This is a genomic window from Photobacterium obscurum (assembly GCF_026191635.1).
Classification (GTDB): Bacteria; Pseudomonadota; Gammaproteobacteria; order Enterobacterales; family Vibrionaceae; genus Photobacterium; species Photobacterium obscurum.
On record NZ_JAKRRW010000031.1, the window covers coordinates 23,421 to 40,227 of the forward strand.

Genomic DNA, 16,807 nt, shown 5'->3' on the forward strand with positions numbered 1-16,807 from the left:
AGGTTGAGAGTCAGTAATAGATTCGGTATCAGATCACGCAGTTTACCTGATAAATGTCAGTATTTGGTCAAGAATCATGATGATTAGCGCTGCCTAGGCAGAATGCGTTGCATAATCATTGTTTGGAAATGTTGCATCTCGAGTTATTGTGCTTTTCGCGACTATATTGATACATAGACTAACTACGAATAAGGTATAATGCCCGGCCTAGTTTCCGGCAAGCACGCAATTCCTATGGCAGATAAAAGTAAACCGAATAAACCCAAAGATTCCCAGATGGATGCAATAAAAATGCCTCCGCACTCTCTGGAAGCCGAGCAGTCAGTCCTTGGTGGCTTGATGCTGGATAATGAGAAATGGGATGCCGTGGCTGAAAAAGTGGTCGCTAATGACTTCTACAGCCGCCCTCACCGCATTGTTTTTGAAGGCGTTTCGGTTTTACTGGAAAGTGGCCAGCCACTCGACCTGATCACCTTATCAGAACACCTTGAGCGTGCTGACCAACTGGAGGATGTCGGTGGCTTTGCCTATCTTGCCGAGCTTGCCAAGAACACTCCGTCTGCGGCAAACATCTCGGCCTATGCCGAAATTGTCCGTGAACGGGCTCTGATCCGTGACATGATCGGTGTTGCCAATGAAATTGCCGATGCCGGTTATGATCCGCAGGGGCGAACCAGTGAAGACTTGCTGGATATGGCGGAAAGTAAAGTTTTTGCCATTGCCGAACAGCGCACCTCGGAAAATGAAGGCCCGCAGAATGTTGATACCATTCTGGAAAAGACCTTAGAGCGTATTGAGTTGTTATACCAAACCCCGCAGGATGGTGTGACAGGGGTCTCGACCGGCTTTAGCGATTTGAATAAGAAAACGGCTGGCCTGCAAGGCTCCGACTTGATTATCGTGGCGGCACGTCCATCGATGGGTAAAACCACCTTCGCGATGAACTTGTGTGAAAATGCGGCGATGGAGCAGGAAAAACCGGTGCTGATTTTCTCGCTGGAGATGCCTGCCGAACAGATCATGATGCGTATGCTCGCTTCATTGTCCCGAGTCGATCAGACCAAGATCCGTACCGGTCAGCTGGATGATGAAGACTGGGCGCGTATTTCGTCAACGATGGGTATTCTGATGGAGAAGAAGAATATGTACATCGATGACAGCTCGGGCCTGACCCCGACGGAAGTCCGCTCCCGTGCCCGACGTATCGCCCGCGATAGCGGCGGTCTTAGCATGATCATGATCGATTACCTTCAGCTGATGCGAGTGCCGGGGTTGCAGGATAACCGTACCTTGGAGATTGCCGAGATTTCCCGCTCCCTGAAAGCGCTGGCAAAAGAGCTGAATGTGCCTGTAGTCGCGCTATCGCAGCTTAACCGATCGTTGGAGCAACGTGCAGACAAACGCCCGGTTAACTCGGACTTGCGTGAATCGGGCGCCATCGAGCAGGATGCCGATTTGATCATGTTTATTTATCGTGATGAGGTATATCACGAAGACAGTGCCCTGAAAGGGATTGCTGAGATTATTATCGGTAAGCAGCGTAATGGTCCAATCGGCTCTGTACGTCTGACCTTCCAGGGACAGTTCTCTCGATTTGATAACTATGCCGGCCCGGCCTTCGACGAAGAGTAACCGGGCGGATTTTCTTGATGACTTGGTGTCGGCTTCCCGGCCCAGGCCGGATTCATTAATGTAGGATTTTTGATGAAAGCGGCGACAGCTTATATCAACACAGAAGCGCTGACTCACAATATCAGCCAGCTCCGATTACAGGCCCCAAACAGTAAAATACTGGCGGTGGTGAAGGCCAATGGCTATGGCCATGGTTTGGCTCACGTGGCACAAAGTCTGCCGGATGTGGATGGTTTTGGTGTCGCACGGATTGAAGAGGCACTGACCTTACGTGCGGGCGGCGTGGTGAAACCCGTTCTCTTGCTCGAAGGTTTCTATGCCGCCTCTGATCTGCCGGTACTGGTAACCAATAATATTCACACCGTCGTTCACTCTATCGAGCAGCTTGAGGCCTTGGAGCAGACCTCACTGGATAGCCCGGTGGTGGTGTGGCTGAAGATAGATACCGGGATGCACCGCCTTGGTGTTCGGCCTGAACAGCTCAATGAGTTTGTCGAGCGCCTGCATGCCTGCCCAAATGTCGCGAAACCGCTGCGCTATATGAGTCATTTTGGCTGTGCTGATGAGGTTGGCAGTGCCGTAACGTTGCAGCAAATCAACACCTTTCTTTCCCTGACAAAAGGTTGCCGCGGCGAGCGCTCGCTGGCTGCTTCGGCTGGTATCCTGGCTTGGCCAGACAGCCACCTGGAGTGGATTCGCCCCGGGATTATTATGTATGGGGTGTCGCCTTTTGTAGAAGCCGAGCGTTCGGCGGCAGCGTACAATATGCAGCCGGTGATGACGTTGACCTCCAGCCTGATTGCAGTCAGAGACGTAAAAAAAGGCGAGCAAGTCGGTTATGGCGGGATCTGGACTAGCGAGCGGGATACCAAGGTTGGGGTGATTGCTATTGGTTATGGTGACGGTTATCCGCGCTCAGCGCCAAATGGCACACCGGTATTGGTTAATGGCCGTATTGTACCTATGGCTGGTCGGGTTTCGATGGATATGCTAACGGTTGACCTCGGCCCGGATGCCGAAGACAGAGTCGGTGACGAAGCCATTTTATGGGGCGAAGGGTTACCCGCGGAAGTGGTTGCCGAGCATATCGGTACGATCGCCTATGAGTTGGTGACGAAACTCACCTCCCGGGTGGCAATGGCCTATTTGTAAATAAGTATAGATACCGACGATTTTGATAAAGCCTTATAACTTCAAAGCCGCAGCCGTTGCTGCGGCTTTATCATATTCACTGGCCGCGCAAGCTGATGGCTGGCCGACTTGGGAGCCGGAAACGGCAGCGGTTCCATTTGCTTTCTCAACCGATTCGATGGGATTCTCGGTGGGAGTCGCCGGGGTGCTAAAAGGGGCCGGACAGCCGCAGGCAGCCCTGTTGGGCGCTGGGCTGGTAACCGATAAAGGCACTTGGATGACTTATCTCGGAGCGAGTAACTATACACTTGGCAATGGTAGCCGCTGGCTGTTTGGTGCCGAATTGTATGCGGCCGAGTTCAAGCAGTTTGACTATTTTCTTGGCGATGCAACCCGCAATGACTCGGTTGCCGATGATGCCACGGTGGCTGATGCCGAAGAAGGCCAGTATCGTCTTTCTGCCCGTTATATCCTGCCTGTCGGAGCGGCCGAGACCCAGGGATTGCGCGCCGCATTACGGCCTAATCGCCCGGTGTCAGGTAATGCACCGTGGAATAGTGGGGTGACATCGATAGAGTTCCGGCCTTTTTACCAGAGCCGTGAGTTCTCCAACTTGGAGGCTGGTTCCGTACCTGGCTTCAGTGAAGCGGAAAGCGTGTGGGGGCTGGAGACCCGTGCTGACTGGGATAACCGCAATAACAGCCGTAACCCCACAACAGGAAGCCGGAGCCAGTTCAGTGTGACCTATGCACCAGGAAGTTCGGATCACGCCAGCTGGTGGAAGTGGGAGCTAAACCAGAGCTGGTTCTGGGATCTCGGCGCACTGGGAGAACTGCTTGACCAGCAGGTACTCGCTTTTAATGTTTATACCGGTGATACTCCGAGCTGGAATAGCCAGGAAACCGTCGATGGCCAGGAGGCGTTCCGCCGTCCACCAGCCTACGCGGGTATCCGCCTTGGTGGCCTGTACCGCCTGCGCAGTTTTCAGAGTGGGCGGTTTGTTGATCGTTCTGCTCTTAGCTACAGTATGGAATACCGAGTATTGCCAGACTGGCAGCCGCTGGAAGACTGGCCGGTCTTTGAATGGTATGACGTGCCTTGGTGGCAGTGGGTTGCCTTTGTTGATGTCGGTCGGGTAGCGGGTGAGTACGATCTGCGTGAACTTCACCAGGATATGCAGTGGAGTGCCGGCGGAGCGATCCGCTTTCAGGTTGAAGGTGTCGTTGTCCGGACCGAGATGGCCTGGGGCAGCGAAGACAGCCTGTTCCGCGTCATGATCAACCAGCCGTTTTAAAGCAGAACTTAGTATCGGGTATCTATGTTTAGTTACTCGATACCTATTCCCTTCCTGCTTTCTGTGATTATTCCCCTTGTATTGTCACCACTATCCGGCGGCAGCCACCATGATCGCGGTGCTCGCCCAGATAGATCCCCTGCCAGGTCCCCAGGGCCAAGCGTCCCTGCGAGACAGGAATAGTAATGCTGCTGCCCAGGGTTGAGGCTTTAATATGGGCAGGCATGTCATCATCACCTTCATAGGTGTGCAGGTAATAAGGTGCCCGTTCAGGGACAGATCGGTTGAAATGGGATTCCATATCGCTACGAACGGTAGGATCAGCATTCTCGTTGATGGTCAGGCTGGCAGAGGTATGTTGGATAAATAAATGGGCTAGCCCAATGCGATATTGCTGGAGAGCCGGGATTTGTTGTTCTATTTCATCGGTTACAAGATGAAAGCCACGCTGCTTTGGTTTGAGCTGAATTGTCTTCTGGAACCACATGGTGCTTGCCTCTTTGTTATCACTTTGCTGCAATCTTAGATAATTACTGTACTCATAAGCGTTTTTTGCGTCTATTATTTACTCTTAATTTTCGTGACCTGACTCAATGCAGGTAGAGGTGGCTTCAAGTCATAATCTGTCATAAGTCGTAAAATTACAAAAAATTAGCCGACTCTGCTGGTTGCGCTAAAATTGACAACATTTACAAATATCGGGGATCCATGGCCAGGATCAGGCTGATCCGGCTAATGGATAGAAAAAATAAAACATCAGGAACTTCACCATGTTGAAAAACATCAATCCAACGCATACTCAGGCGTGGAAAGCGCTGACGGCACACTTTGAAGATGCACAGGATCTTCAGTTGAGCGAGCTGTTTGCCCAGGACAGCGAGCGTTTTGCCAAGTTTTCGGCAAATTTCGGCTCTGACATTCTGCTTGATTACTCTAAAAACCTAATCACAGAAGAGACGATGAGCAAGCTACTCGCCCTTGCGGAGCAAACTGAGCTTGAAGCTGCAATTGCTGACTTGTTCAGCGGTGAAAAAATCAACCAGACCGAAGGTCGTGCTGTTCTGCACTCTGCGCTTCGTAACCGCAGCAACACGCCGGTAATGGTTGACGGTGAAGACGTAATGCCAAAAGTGAATGCGGTATTGGCGAAGATGAAAGACTTCACCGCACGCATCGTTGATGGTGACTGGAAAGGCTATACCGGTAAAGAAATTACCGATGTGGTAAATATCGGTATTGGTGGTTCCGATCTTGGTCCATATATGGTGACAGAGGCTCTGGCTCCTTATAAAACCCGCCTGAACATGCATTTCGTATCGAATGTCGATGGTACGCATATTGCTGAAACACTAAAAGCGCTAAACCCTGAAACGACGTTGTTCCTGATCGCTTCTAAGACATTCACAACCCAAGAAACGATGACCAATGCGCATTCTGCACGTGACTGGTTCCTGGCGACGGCACAAGATCAGGCTCATGTTGCCAAGCACTTTGCGGCATTGTCCACCAACGCGACTTCAGTTGCCGAGTTCGGTATCGATACCGACAATATGTTCGAGTTCTGGGACTGGGTTGGCGGTCGTTACTCGTTATGTTCTGCGATTGGTCTATCGATCAGCCTATCTATCGGCTTCGACAATTTTGTCGAGCTGCTTGACGGTGCACATGCGATGGACAAGCACTTTGCAGAAGCCCCACTAGCTGAAAACCTCCCGGTTATCCTGGCGCTAATCGGTATCTGGTACAACAACTTCCACGGTGCAGAATCAGAAGCGATCCTGCCATACGACCAATATCTGCACCGCTTCGCTGCATACTTCCAGCAGGGCAACATGGAGTCAAACGGCAAGTGTGTTGACCGTGGCGGTAACCCTATTGATTACCAGACGGGTCCAATTATCTGGGGTGAGCCAGGTACGAATGGCCAGCATGCGTTCTACCAGCTAATTCACCAGGGCACCAAGCTGATCCCGTGTGATTTTATTGCGCCGGCAATTAGCCACAACCCACTAAGCGATCACCATCCTAAGCTGATGGCTAACTTCTTTGCTCAGACTGAAGCACTGGCATTTGGTAAAACCAAAGAGCAGGTTGAAGCGGAATTCGTTGCAGCAGGTAAGACGCTGGATGAAGTAAAAGAGCTGGTTCCGTTTAAAGTCTTCGAAGGCAACCGTCCAACTAACTCGATCTTGGTTAAGCAGGTGACGCCTTCTGTACTGGGTTCGCTTATCGCGCTATATGAGCAGAAGATTTTCACTCAGGGTGTTATTTGGAACATCTTTAGTTTTGATCAGTGGGGTGTTGAGCTAGGTAAACAACTAGCAAACAACATTCTGCCAGAGCTGAACAATGCTGAAGAGATTGCTAGCCACGACAGTTCGACCAATGGCCTAATTAACGCGTTTAAACAATGGCGTAGCTAGGCAGTAGCTTGATTTACGATAAAAAACGCCGCTTAGCGGCGTTTTTTTCATTCTGAGGTTGAAAACGCTCAGCAGAATTATGATAGCGCGACAACTTCGCTTGCTTGTGGACCTTTCTGACCATCTGTCACGATAAACTCAACACTCTGGCCTTCCTGTAAGGTGCGACGGCCCTGGGCTTGAATTGCACTAAAGTGAACGAAGACATCTTTGCCATCAGCACCAGAAATGAAGCCAAAGCCTTTTTCATCGTTAAACCATTTAACGGTTCCAGTCAGTTTGTTCATGTTACGATCTTTCCTTTGAATGTGGGCATTTCCTTGCTTGGCCGGATAGGCAAGCAAAAGTTACGTGCTAAAACATCAGGGCAATAAGAGTCTTGATGCTTATTCAGCATATCAAGTCTAGACCGATTATCTGGTTGTGGGTAGTCTTTTATCTGGGATTTGTGGCTTCTTCACAGAAATTTCAAGGGGATAGAGATCTTGGTATGGAAAGGGGAGGATCGCCAGCCAGAGAACTCTGGCTGGGGCGAATTAACAGGTCAGTGGCTGGTGGTTAGCCGTCAAAACAGATCTCAATAAAGGCCTTACCATACTCAGAGTCGAACGGCATGATAATAATTGCGCCGTCGCACTTATGGGTGATGGTGTGCCCACGACCGGATACTACTGCCGGTGTAGCCATTTCAAAATCATAGCCACGCTCAGCGAGGATACGTTTGGCGCCGCCCGTGACCATATTGGTGATCTCACCCACCATATCGGTGACTTCCTCATTGATGCCATTCGGTCGCTCACCCAACATACGTTGCATGATTTCTAGCGCTAGGGGCTCATCAAAGGTGATAGACATAGAGCCTTTGGTTTGGGGGCCAATCATACCGATCAGGCCAGATACATCACCGCGGGCGACTTCATCTTTTTTTACTCGAGGCTTTTGTGGTGCTAACTCCATCGACGCCATGGTCTTTAATACATTCAGGAGTGAAGCTAGGAAAGGGTTTACGAATTCTGCACGCATAATTGGATAATGACTGTATTAGTAAATGTAAAAGTTACTGCTTGCTGTTCTGGCACGTATGACAAATGCCGTGGCTTTCCACAACATGATTAGAAATCTGAAAACCATGATTCTCAGCCTTCTGGCGCAGTAATTTAGCCAGTTCATCATCATGGCATTCTTCGACAGTACCGCACTCATCACAAATAAGCAGCTGCGAGCAATGGTCTGCATGTCCGAGAACACAACAGGCAATATAGCTGTTAGTTGACTCAACCTTATGTACAAAGCCCTGAGCTAAAAGAAAATCAAGGGCGCGGTATACCGTCGGCGGCTTCGCTTGTGGTTCGGTTTCCCTGAGTAAGTCCAGCAGCTCATAGGCACTTATCGAACTATGATGCTCAATGATTAGCTCAAGTACTTTCAGCCGTTGAGGTGTCAGCCTTACTCCTCGTTGCTCGCAAATCTGTTGCGCTTTATTCAGCAGTTGCGTTTGATTTGCCATATAACCTCAATAAACAGCGATAAGTCCAGTAGTTTATCATAGCATTCGGGAAACGTATCTTAGTTCCAGTCATTCCTGCTTAAAAGGCCAGAAAAATCGTGTTCCGGATCACGGCTATTTAACGGCAAAGGGCGCGGAACGGTTATTAATGAGTAAGCTTCTCCCGTATCGAGTGCCGGGAAGCGACTGTTTACTTCGCTTCGTTGCATACCGCAGTACAGCTTTTTCCTTGCCGGACACAAGAAAGCTGAACCTTGCTTTCTGGGGGTAGTTTGGGTGAGTGTAAGTTATTGATATATTTGACGTGTACAGCCTGTACAGCTTTTTCACTACAATAACCTAAAAGCTAAAAAAGCTGTACGGCTTGTGTGGTCTTACTGTAAAAGCTCTTCTTTATCAGTGTTTTACAGTTATTATCGTTAGGCTTGTTATGGTCTTTATGCTGGTTAGGGTGTTTTCATTTGGAACATGGCTGTACTAATACTAATTGGATGGCATTTTGAGCTATGAAGCTGCTCAGGTTCGAAAATCGGTACTGCGATTCGTCAACGGATCTTTTGAGGAAAGGTATTGAAGGTAAAATGACAGAGCATTTTGTTGGTAAGTATGAAGTGGAATATAAGTTTCGGGTTAAGGCACACGATTTGTTGCTACAGCGTCTTATATCGCTTGGAGCCAGTGAGTTTGTAGTAAATAACCGTGAGCAAGATACTTATTATGAAATGGCAGACCATGCCCTGGCACAGCAGAAAATAAGCATGAGTGTCCGCAGTATGGAGCCCTCAGGAATTAAGTTGTGGATTGTTAAGGGCCCCGGGGATGACCGCTGCGAGGCTGTTAATGTTGAATCGGTCGAGAAAACCGACAGTATGTTACGTACCTTGGGATATCGGGCGGCATTTGAGATTGCAAAGCAACGGAGCATCTACTTTTATCAACAGTTTCACATAACACTGGATAGCGTGAGTGAGTTAGGGTGTTTTGCTGAAATTGCCGTGATGACGAACGATGTTGATCAATTGGAAACATTGAGGCACCAGTGCCTTGAGCTTGGCGTTAAGCTTGGGCTTAACGGCGTCGATATTGAGCCGAGATCGTACCGGCAGTTGCTGGGACATAACGAGTTGAATCAGTGTCTGGGCTAGATGTGATTTGGCCATCGTGAACACTTACTTGATTATGTACAGCTTATTGCTCTTTATTTACCTAAAAGCTTGGTAACGGCTGGTGGGGATGAGTTGGTGTTTATAATGTATTGAAACATATGAGATAAATATGCTGTACAGGTTTTTGGGTTGTTGGTGGTCAAAAGCTCTATTAGCTGCACGTTACGCGGATGGTTGATGTTTATTTTCTTTTATTACAATCGCTTATGAGATTGCTTGGTTGGCCTGCCATGTTCTTTTTCTATGTGGTTTATTGGTTGGGATAAGCAGAATGATCGCTATAGTTGGGCTACGGGCCGATATGAGGTAGAATCCGCTCTCTTTAGTAAACTGCCGTTCGGAGTGTCGGTTTCAACCCTGGTGACAATACTACTGGGGGAAGAGAGCGGTACCTCTGTTTTGCTATTAGTTGGCTTAATAGCAATTATCGACGGGTAAACGGGTCAAAATGAGGCTTTTCGATGCAAGATAGTGCTGTTGCCAACCGCGACGATTTACAAACAGAACCAACACTGAGTGCTGATTTTCCATCATGCCGTTTTTCCGTTGCCCCGATGCTCGACTGGACAGATCGTCACTGCCGTTACTTCCACCGCTTGCTGAGTGAGCATGCCTTGCTGTACACCGAGATGGTGACTACTGGCGCTATTATTCACGGCAAGGCTGACTATCTGGCCTATAACGAAGAAGAGCACCCGCTGGCACTTCAGCTGGGTGGTTCGAATCCGGCGGATCTGGCCCATTGTGCCAAATTGGCTCAAGAGCGTGGTTACGACGAAGTTAATCTGAACGTAGGGTGTCCGTCTGACCGTGTGCAGAACGGCCGCTTCGGTGCTTGCCTGATGGGCGAGGCGGAATTGGTAGCACAGTGTGTGTCAGCAATGCGCGAAGTGGTTGATATTCCTGTGACGGTAAAAACCCGTATTGGGATTGATGAGCAAGATTCCTATCAGTTCCTGACGGACTTTATTGGTACGGTCAGCGAGAAAGGCGGTTGTGATGATTTTACCATCCACGCTCGCAAGGCCTGGCTAAGTGGCTTGAGCCCGAAAGAAAACCGTGAGATCCCACCGCTGGACTACCCGCGTGTTTACCAGTTGAAGCGAGATTTCCCTCATTTAACCATGGCGGTCAACGGCGGTGTTAAAACGCTGGCTGAAATTGAAGCCCACTTGGAACACCTGGATGGCGCAATGGTTGGCCGTGAAGCCTACCAGAACCCTTATATGATGGCAGAGCTTGATCAGCGACTGTTCGGCAGCAATAAGCCGGTAAAAAAACGCCGTGAAGTGGTAGAGGCAATGTACCCGTATATTGAGCGTCAGATGGCTAACGGTTCTTACCTTAACCATATCTCCCGCCATATGCTGGGTTTGTTCCAGAATATGCCGGGTGCCCGTCAATGGCGCCGCCATATTAGCGAAAACGCGCATAAGCCGGGTGCTGGCATCGAAGTACTGCAGCAGGCGTTGGACAAAATTCCGGCCCATTTGGATGTCTAACTGATGTGGTTTTTTTCACCATGTTAAATGGTGAAAATAGCTAACTTTAAAAAGCGTTGACGGTTACCTGTCAGCGCTTTTTTTGTATCTGCCTGATAAATAATGGCTTAATTGTTTTTCTTATTCTGGCCTAGTTTGTGCACCTTGTAATGGTAATACAGAGATAAAGCGAAGAGGGCTACATAATGATTGAGTTACTGTTTCTATTGTCTTTTGCAGCGGTACTGGTGTTAACGGGCGTCAGTATGGTCGGCATGATTTTCGCGGTCTTGGCTGGTTTTGTTGTGATGGCTGTTGCCGGCATGGTTGGGGTGATGATCAAACTATTACCATGGCTGATTGTGATTGCCGTTGTGGTTTGGCTATGCCGCGAGCGTAAAGCCGAGCAGCAGCATCGCAAGCGTTATCACCGCCGTTATTAATCCCGTTGAGATGGATTATTTTGAATTTTGATGGGATTGATATGTTTGTTCTGAAAATATTAGGTAACGGAATGAAATGCGGTTTTCTTGTACAGCATCTGGTATAGTTTGGGCCGAATTTTCAAATTCCAAATTCTAATAATGAGCGGAGACTCGGCATGAACAAATTGACTATTTCTGCTGTGGCGGCTGCGGTTGCTCTTTCAGCAGCAGTACCTGCACAGGCAGCAATGCTTCTGGGTGTAAAAGCCGGTGCAGATGCATGGTTTGCAGATGCAAAAATCAACGATACAAAAAATAGTGATAGCGATACTCAGTTCTCGTATCACGTTGCGCTAGAGCATTTCATTCCTCTAGTACCGAATGTGCGTCTACGCTATGCAGATGTTGATGCCGGTGCTGTGTCTTTCGGCCAGACTGATTACACTGCCTACTATGAAATTTTAGATAACGATGCGATTGCTTTCGATATCGGTGTAACGTTGTCTAAGTATAACGCCGGTAACTTTGCAGGTGAAAGTTTCAGCGAGTGGCAACCAAACCTATACGGTAATGTTGAGGTAGGTGTTCCAATGACACCAGTTTCTGTGTTCGGTGATTTGAACATGGGTAACTATGACAGCACAAGCACTGTTGACGGCCAGGTGGGTGTGAAGTGGACGCTGCCTCTTATTGCTGCTGATCTGAACTTGCGTGCGGGCTACCGTGTGATGGACTATGACTTTGACTTTATCAAACAAACAGAAGGTAAAGTGAAGCTGGACGGCTGGTTTGCCGGTATCGAAATCGATATCTAAGTTGTTGTTCATATAGCCAGATTGCAAAAGCCACGATTTATCGTGGCTTTTTTGTTGCCTGTTTTCGCATTTTTGTACCATTTTTAAAATGATACAACTTTCAGGAAGTGGGCTTATGACATTATCTGAACTCCAGAGATTATATGCCAACCACGATATTGTGGAAGCGGTGATTGAGCCCTCGATTCAGGCCAATGGCTGGATTGTGGAGTTTCGTCATCGACGAGGCGGGTTTGTACCGTTGACCGATGGGGCCGGCAGTGAAAAATGTTACCGTGATATAGATACCGCTACGGAGCGGGCTTTTGAAGTCGGTTTCCATCAAGTACGTATTGCCGATACCTTTTAAATTGCTGGGTAATATTCCGGCTTAATACCAGGTTAAGCCGAATTTATCTCACGTTTTTTAACCTTACTAAAAGTTATAAAACATTCTTATCTATTCTTTCTTGTTATTTCCTTGAGTCGCTAATCTAACACTACGCAATATATAGGGATCGTCGTGTCATGTTACTTAAGGAACTCTCGGCCATAGCCAGCCCACTCAATGATCAGCAAATAGGTCAGCTGCAGCAGGCCGCTGCAGAATTATCGCCACAGCAACTGGCGTGGATCAGCGGTTATTTTTGGGGGCTAAGCCAAACTCAGCCAGCAGGCCAACAGCAGTCTGTCGGGCAACCTGCAGCGGCAGTCGCTGCCCAGCCAGCAGGAAAACTAACCATTATTCATGCCTCCCAAACAGGTAATGCCAAAGGGGTTGCTGAAGCATTAAAAGCGGAAGCCGATGCTGCCGGGATCGCCGTTGAGCTATTTGCCGCGGGTGATTACAAAGGCAAGAACCTGGCGAAAGAGACTCATGTGATCATTGTGGCCTCTACTCACGGTGAGGGTGAAGCGCCGGATGATGCTATCGAGCTGCACGAGTTTTTGCAGTCGAAGAAAGCCCCTAAACTGCCCAACCTAAAATATGCGGTTATTGGCCTGGGGGATGCCAGTTACGAGTTTTTCTGCCAGACGGCAAAAGACTTTGATAGCTACATCAGCACGTTGGGCGGCGAGCCGATGCTGGCAAGACTTGACTGTGACGTGGACTATGATGCCCCTGCGGCAGAATGGCGAGCGAAGGCGCTGGAGAAGGTCAAAGAAACGTTGTCCACAGGCGAAGCGGAAGTGGTTCAGCTACCAGTCGCCAATGCTCTGCAGGCGGTCTCTCAATATTCAAAGCAAAATCCCTATCAGGCGACACTGCTGACCAGTCAGAAGATCACCGGGCGTCGCTCGGGAAAAGATGTCCGACATATTGAAATCGATCTTGAAGGCTCAGGGCTGACTTACCAGCCGGGCGACGCGCTTGGCGTTTGGTATGAAAATGATTCGGCTCTGGCTGAAGCCCTTGCGGTACGGGTTGGACTGGATGGCTCTGAAAGTGTCGAGGTCGATGGGGAAGCCCTGACATTGAAACAGGCTTTGATAGGCAAGTATGAGATCACTGCGGCGAATCCGCAGCTGGTGACTAAGTTTGCTGAGCTGTCTGGCAGTAAAAAGCTGGAAAAATTGGTGGCGGACAAAGACAAGCTACGTAGCTATGCCGGCCAAACTCAGGTTATTGATGTTCTGGCCGAGAAGAAAACCAAGCTGAACGCCGAGCAGCTTGTTGGTTTGCTACGCCGATTGACCCCGCGCCTTTACTCTATTGCATCCAGCCAGGAAGAAGTCGGTGAGGAGGTGCACCTGACGGTTGGGGTGGTTGAGTTTGAGAGTGGCGATGAAACCCGCCAAGGCGGAGCATCCAGCCACTTGTCGTATCGCTTGGAGGAAGGCGATAGTGTTAAGGTCTTTGTTGAGGGTAACAATAACTTTAAGTTGCCTGCAGATGATAATACCCCGGTGATCATGATTGGCCCGGGCACCGGTATTGCCCCATTCCGTGCATTTGTTCAGGAGCGGGAAAACCGAGAAGCGGAAGGTAAGAACTGGTTGTTCTTTGGCGACCGCACCTTTACTGAAGATTTCCTATATCAAGTTGAGTGGCAGAAGTACCTGAAATCGGGTGTAGTGACTCAGTTGGATGTGGCTTTTAGCCGCGACCAGGTGGAAAAGGTGTATGTGCAGCACCGACTGCTTGAACATGCTGCCCAGGTTTGGCAGTGGCTGCAGGATGGCGCGCATGTCTATGTTTGTGGTGATGCTAACCATATGGCCAAAGATGTGCACGAGGCCCTGATCACTATAGCCGAGCAACAAGGTCTGCAAAGTCGTGAGCAGGCAGAGCAGTATCTGAATGAGCTGCGCAAGAACAAGCGTTATCAAAGGGATGTGTACTAATGACTGAGCAAAAACTATCAGATAACGAGCGCCTGAAGCGCGAAAGTAACTTTTTGCGCGGCACCATTGAGAACGATTTGAAAGATCGTATCACTGGGGGATTTACGGCCGATAACTTCCAGCTGATCCGTTTCCACGGTATGTATCAGCAGGATGACCGAGACATCCGTGCCGAGCGTGCTAAGCAGAAACTGGAGCCGTTGCAAAATGTGATGCTGCGTGCTCGGATGCCAGGGGGCGTTATTACCCCGACCCAGTGGCTGGCGATCGATAAGTTTGCTGAAGAACACAGCCTGTACGGCAGTATCCGCTTGACCACCCGACAGACGTTTCAGTTCCATGGCGTGCTGAAGCCAAACATTAAGCTGATGCACCAGACGCTGAACAAGATTGGTATTGACTCAATCGCCACGGCCGGTGATGTGAACCGTAACGTATTGTGTACTACCAACCCGGTTGAGTCCGAGTTGCATCAGGAAGCCTATGAGTGGGCAAAGAAAATCAGTGAGCATCTGCTGCCGAAAACCCGTGCCTATGCCGAAATTTGGCTCGATGGCGAGAAAGTCGAAACCACGGATGAGGAGCCGATCCTCGGCAGCACTTACCTGCCACGTAAGTTCAAGACGACAGTGGTGATCCCGCCGCAGAACGATGTTGATGTACATGCCAACGACTTGAACTTCGTCGCTATTGCCGAAGATGGCAAGCTGGTCGGCTTTAATGTACTGGTGGGAGGCGGCTTGGCCATGACCCATGGTGATAAGTCTACCTATCCGCGCCGGGCTGATGATTTTGGCTTTATTCCGCTAGAGAAAACACTGGATGTTGCAGCAGCAGTGGTAACGACCCAACGTGACTGGGGTAACCGCTCTAACCGTAAAAATGCCAAGACCAAGTACACCCTGGACCGTGTGGGGAGCGATGTGTTCAAGGCGGAAGTCGAGAAGCGGGCGGGAATCGAGTTTGCCGCTAGCCGCCCGTATGAGTTTACCGACCGGGGTGATCGCATCGGTTGGGGAGAAGGCATTGATGGTAAGCACCATCTGGCATTGTTCATTGAGAACGGCCGTTTGTTGGACTACCCGGGTAAACCACTGAAAACCGGCATGGCTGAAATTGCCAAGGTACACAAAGGCGATTTTCGTATGACAGCCAACCAAAACTTGATTGTGGCGGGGGTGGCAGCCAGGGATAAAAAGAGGATCGAAAAGATCGCTCGCGATCATGGTCTGATCGATGATGGTGTCAGCGAGCAGCGTAAAAACTCCATGGCCTGTGTGTCATTGCCGACCTGTCCATTGGCAATGGCAGAAGCAGAACGCTTCTTGCCTGAATTTGTCACCGATGTTGAAGGTGTTCTGGCTAAGCACGGTTTGTCTGCCGAGGAAAACATCATCCTGCGCGTGACCGGATGTCCAAATGGCTGTGGTCGGGCGATGCTGGCAGAGATTGGTCTGGTGGGTAAGGCGCCTGGACGCTATAACCTTCACCTGGGTGGTAACCGGAATGGTACCCGGGTGCCGAAAATGTACCGTGAGAACATTACCGTTGCTCAGATCATGGAAGAGATCGACCTGCTGGTGGGGCGTTGGTCAAACGAGCGAGAGGCGGGAGAAGCCTTTGGTGACTTCACAATTCGTGCCGGGCTCATCGAGCCGGTTTTAGTATCTAAGAGGGATTTCTATGCCTAAGTTCGCGTTAGCAGAGTTGCTTGAGAAGAATAAAGTAGAGCAGATCCTTCAGCTGGCGGAAATTAATGCAGAGCTAGAGATCCTGACAGCCCGGGAAAGAGTCCGTTGGGCGTTGGAGCATCTGGACGGTGAATTTGCGCTGGCATCAAGTTTCGGGATCCAGTCAGCTGTCATGTTGCACCTGGTGACGCAGGAGAAGCCTGATGTGCCGGTGATCCTGACGGATACGGGCTATCTTTTCCCGGAAACCTATCAGTTTATCGATCAGCTAACCGTTCGTCTGTCATTGAACCTCCACGTCTACCGTGCAGAGGTAAGCCCGGCTTGGCAGGAAGCACGGTTCGGCAAGCTTTGGGAGCAGGGGGTTGATGGCATCAAGCAGTATAACCGCCTGAACAAGGTTGAGCCGATGCGTCGGGCCTTGGATGAACTTAATGTCGGAGCCTGGTTCTCGGGGTTACGCAGGGAACAGTCAGATACCCGGGCGACTTTACCGGTACTGGTAATTCAAAATGGCTTGTTTAAGTTTCTGCCGCTGATCGACTGGAGCAACAAGGATATTCACCAGTATCTGACCGAGCATGATCTGCCTTATCACCCGCTGTGGGAGCAGGGATACCTGTCCGTCGGAGATATCCATACCACCCGTAAGTGGGAGCCAGGGATGAAAGAAGAAGAGACCCGGTTCTTCGGCCTCAAGCGAGAGTGCGGGCTGCATGAAGATGATGCCGAATCCGATGGTTCCGGAATCTGATCTCGCTGCCAATACTTTTCTCTAATAATTAAAAACCTTATCTGATACCGGTTAGTCGATATAGATAAGGTTTTTTATTTATGAGCAGAAAGAAAGCATAGCCTGCTGTTTTTATATGATATTTTACTTATTTCTGACAGCTGCTAACGTCTTTCTCGCTATC

The 16,807-nt window shown here is 49.6% G+C and carries 17 protein-coding genes; 12 read left to right on the forward strand and 5 right to left on the reverse strand.

The features are described from left to right. Window positions 1–234 precede the first annotated feature (234 nt). The 3 genes from MD588_RS23880 to MD588_RS23890 all read left to right on the forward strand — a co-directional run bounded on the left by MD588_RS23880 (window position 235) and on the right by MD588_RS23890 (window position 4,057). Window positions 235–1,632, forward strand: a complete 1,398-nt coding sequence (locus MD588_RS23880) for a replicative DNA helicase (RefSeq protein WP_265700363.1) — start codon at window positions 235–237, stop codon at window positions 1,630–1,632. A gap of 72 nt (window positions 1,633–1,704) precedes the next feature. After that, window positions 1,705–2,784, forward strand: coding sequence for an alanine racemase (alr, locus tag MD588_RS23885; protein ID WP_265700364.1), 1,080 nt, complete (start codon window positions 1,705–1,707; stop codon window positions 2,782–2,784). A 25-nt stretch (window positions 2,785–2,809) separates the two neighbouring features. Beyond that, entirely contained in the window at window positions 2,810–4,057 is a 1,248-nt protein-coding gene (locus MD588_RS23890) for a BamA/TamA family outer membrane protein (RefSeq protein WP_265700401.1), read from the forward strand. Between the two features lie 67 nt (window positions 4,058–4,124). On the opposite strand, the gene MD588_RS23895 is transcribed toward MD588_RS23890, so the two are convergent. Next, the gene (locus tag MD588_RS23895; RefSeq protein ID WP_265700365.1) at window positions 4,125–4,544 is read right to left on the reverse strand and encodes a secondary thiamine-phosphate synthase enzyme YjbQ; all 420 of its coding nucleotides are present in this window, start codon (window positions 4,542–4,544) and stop codon (window positions 4,125–4,127) included. A gap of 283 nt (window positions 4,545–4,827) precedes the next feature. Between MD588_RS23895 and pgi the strand changes: the two genes are divergently transcribed. Next, window positions 4,828–6,480, forward strand: coding sequence for a glucose-6-phosphate isomerase (pgi, locus tag MD588_RS23900; RefSeq protein ID WP_265700367.1), 1,653 nt, complete (start codon window positions 4,828–4,830; stop codon window positions 6,478–6,480). 77 nt (window positions 6,481–6,557) lie between these two features. Here the strand turns inward: pgi and MD588_RS23905 are convergent, their stop codons facing one another. The 4 genes from MD588_RS23905 to MD588_RS23920 form a co-directional block, all read right to left on the reverse strand. After that, window positions 6,558–6,767: a cold-shock protein gene (locus MD588_RS23905; RefSeq protein WP_047875438.1), complete on the reverse strand. Its 210-nt coding sequence runs from the start codon at window positions 6,765–6,767 to the stop codon at window positions 6,558–6,560. Window positions 6,768–7,038: 271 nt separating this feature from the next. After that, window positions 7,039–7,503 carry a chemotaxis protein CheX gene (locus MD588_RS23910; RefSeq protein WP_265700369.1) on the reverse strand — a complete coding sequence of 155 codons (465 nt, stop codon included), beginning with the start codon at window positions 7,501–7,503 and terminating at the stop codon, window positions 7,039–7,041. A 34-nt stretch (window positions 7,504–7,537) separates the two neighbouring features. Beyond that, window positions 7,538–7,987, reverse strand: coding sequence for a zinc uptake transcriptional repressor Zur (gene zur / locus MD588_RS23915; protein WP_265700370.1), 450 nt, complete (start codon window positions 7,985–7,987; stop codon window positions 7,538–7,540). A 59-nt stretch (window positions 7,988–8,046) separates the two neighbouring features. Continuing rightward, the gene (locus MD588_RS23920; RefSeq protein ID WP_265700371.1) at window positions 8,047–8,196 is read right to left on the reverse strand and encodes a hypothetical protein; all 150 of its coding nucleotides are present in this window, start codon (window positions 8,194–8,196) and stop codon (window positions 8,047–8,049) included. A 372-nt stretch (window positions 8,197–8,568) separates the two neighbouring features. On the opposite strand from MD588_RS23920, the gene cyaB reads away from it, so the two are divergent. From cyaB to MD588_RS23960, 8 genes are all read left to right on the forward strand, one after another. Then, window positions 8,569–9,132 carry a class IV adenylate cyclase gene (cyaB, locus tag MD588_RS23925; protein ID WP_265700373.1) on the forward strand — a complete coding sequence of 188 codons (564 nt, stop codon included), beginning with the start codon at window positions 8,569–8,571 and terminating at the stop codon, window positions 9,130–9,132. A gap of 482 nt (window positions 9,133–9,614) precedes the next feature. Next, complete coding sequence (dusA, locus tag MD588_RS23930) at window positions 9,615–10,655, forward strand: tRNA dihydrouridine(20/20a) synthase DusA (protein ID WP_265700374.1); 1,041 nt, start codon at window positions 9,615–9,617, stop codon at window positions 10,653–10,655. 185 nt (window positions 10,656–10,840) lie between these two features. Next, window positions 10,841–11,077 carry an envelope stress response protein PspG gene (gene pspG, locus MD588_RS23935; RefSeq protein WP_265700375.1) on the forward strand — a complete coding sequence of 79 codons (237 nt, stop codon included), beginning with the start codon at window positions 10,841–10,843 and terminating at the stop codon, window positions 11,075–11,077. A 158-nt stretch (window positions 11,078–11,235) separates the two neighbouring features. Further along, a complete protein-coding gene (locus tag MD588_RS23940) occupies window positions 11,236–11,874 on the forward strand; it encodes a TIGR04219 family outer membrane beta-barrel protein (protein WP_265700377.1) in 639 nt (212 codons plus the stop codon). A 115-nt stretch (window positions 11,875–11,989) separates the two neighbouring features. Further along, window positions 11,990–12,223 (forward strand): thymidylate kinase, encoded by a 234-nt coding sequence (locus tag MD588_RS23945; protein ID WP_265700378.1) that lies wholly within the window; start codon window positions 11,990–11,992, stop codon window positions 12,221–12,223. Window positions 12,224–12,381: 158 nt separating this feature from the next. Next, a complete protein-coding gene (locus MD588_RS23950) occupies window positions 12,382–14,199 on the forward strand; it encodes an assimilatory sulfite reductase (NADPH) flavoprotein subunit (protein WP_265700380.1) in 1,818 nt (605 codons plus the stop codon). After that, complete coding sequence (gene cysI, locus MD588_RS23955) at window positions 14,199–15,890, forward strand: assimilatory sulfite reductase (NADPH) hemoprotein subunit (protein ID WP_265700382.1); 1,692 nt, start codon at window positions 14,199–14,201, stop codon at window positions 15,888–15,890. The genes MD588_RS23950 and cysI overlap by 1 nt, the downstream gene beginning before the upstream one ends. After that, on the forward strand, window positions 15,883–16,644 hold the full coding sequence (locus MD588_RS23960; protein ID WP_265700383.1) for a phosphoadenylyl-sulfate reductase: 762 nt from the start codon (window positions 15,883–15,885) through the stop codon (window positions 16,642–16,644). The genes cysI and MD588_RS23960 overlap by 8 nt, the downstream gene beginning before the upstream one ends. Window positions 16,645–16,807 lie beyond the last annotated feature (163 nt).